The organism is Streptomyces sp. NRRL B-24085 (assembly GCF_001282115.1).
Classification (GTDB): Bacteria; Actinomycetota; Actinomycetes; order Streptomycetales; family Streptomycetaceae; genus Streptomyces.
Genome location: NZ_LJBR01000622.1, coordinates 1 through 1341 on the forward strand (window position 1 = coordinate 1; position 1341 = coordinate 1341).

Consider the following 1341-nt stretch of genomic DNA (forward strand, 5'->3'; position numbering starts at 1 on the left):
GACGACGGCCGCTTCGGCGTCCTCCCGCCCCCGCCCGGTCTCCCGGACGGCGGACGTGTCGGTGCCGAAGCCGCCCTCGTCGCCGGCCGCGCGCCGCTCACCGCCGGGCGTGCCCGCCCGCTTCAGGTCCGGCGCCTCGGTCTCGGTGGGAGTCACCAGAGGGCTGTGCGAACCCGCGGGATCGTTGCCCGTGCCCCTGCCGATCGTGCCCTCGCCCCGGGCGCCGTCGCTGCCCGGCCTGCTCGTGGCATCCGTCATGTCGCTCAACTCCCCTTCGCGTGACGCCTGTTGAATGCCCACGGCAGATGTCCCCGGCTGTCGTGACGACCGTCGCGGGGCTGACCCGCACGTGCGTGGGACTCACCGGTGGGTGTACGGGACTCCTCGCGGCTCCGCGGGGGGCCGACGAGGTCCTCGAAGAGGGCCCGCGCCTCGACCATGGCGGCGCGCATGTCCTCCGTGTCCGTCCGGCCGTCGCCGTCCTGCCGGGCGTCGGAGCGGGCACTCGCCACCGCGTGCACCCGCCGGTAACCGTGCACGTGGTGCGCGTGGTGCACGGACAGCGCGTTGAACTGTTCCTCGTACTGCCCGCCACCCGGGAAGCCCCGGGCCTCGGCGAGCTCGCGGCCGTGCTGCGGGCCCCGGGCACGCAGGGTCAGGACGGCCGCCACGACGAGCACGGCCGCCACGATCACGATCAGAGCGATGATCAGGCCTGTTGACATGTCTTCCGGGTTGCCCTGGACCTTTTGTTCAAACCGTCTCCGCATATGTGTACGCGACAATCACGCCATGACCTGGACCGTCACCCCGGAACGCCCCGACTCCCCAACGGCGGCCGCCCTCTGGCGCGCCTATTACACAGAGGTGAGCGACCGCTACTACCTCCTGCACGACAACCGCAGGACGGACCCGGCCGAGCTGGAGAGGGAGGTGGCGAGACGGACGGGCGGCGAACTGGCCCCGCCCACGGGCCTGTTGCTGGTGGCCCGCTTCGAGGGAGAACCCGCTGGGACCGCGGGCATACGTCTGCGCCCCGACGGAAGCGCCGAGCTCACCCGCGTCTACCTGCACGAGCACATGCGCGGCAGGGGCGGCGGCGCCCTCCTCGTCGAGGCGGCGGAGTCCGCGGCCCGCACCCTGGGCGCCACCCGCGTGGTCCTGGAGACCCGCAAGGACCTGACCGAGGCCCTGACCCTGTACAGACGACTCGGCTACGAGGAGATCACCCCGTACAGCGACGACATCTACGCGGACCACACCCTGGGCAAGCCGCTTTAATCACGACGGCCGTTGGCCGCGTACGGCGGTGAGGGGACGGGGTGGGGGGTGTCCGCCCGC

At 72.3% G+C, this 1341-nt stretch carries 2 protein-coding genes and 1 pseudogene; 1 reads left to right on the forward strand and 2 read right to left on the reverse strand.

Annotation, left to right across the window (positions count from 1 at the left end; translation table 11 throughout):
- Together AOJ26_RS40410 and AOJ26_RS40415 are read right to left on the reverse strand one after the other, a co-directional pair.
- Positions 1 to 258: pseudogene (locus tag AOJ26_RS40410) on the reverse strand (hypothetical protein); the annotation flags it as partial.
- 5 nt (positions 259 to 263) lie between these two features.
- Positions 264 to 725, reverse strand: a complete 462-nt coding sequence (locus tag AOJ26_RS40415) for a hypothetical protein (RefSeq protein ID WP_053853307.1) — start codon at positions 723 to 725, stop codon at positions 264 to 266.
- A 67-nt stretch (positions 726 to 792) separates the two neighbouring features.
- On the opposite strand from AOJ26_RS40415, the gene AOJ26_RS40420 reads away from it, so the two are divergent.
- A complete protein-coding gene (locus tag AOJ26_RS40420) occupies positions 793 to 1281 on the forward strand; it encodes a GNAT family N-acetyltransferase (RefSeq protein WP_053853308.1) in 489 nt (162 codons plus the stop codon).
- Positions 1282 to 1341: the final 60 nt, after the last annotated feature.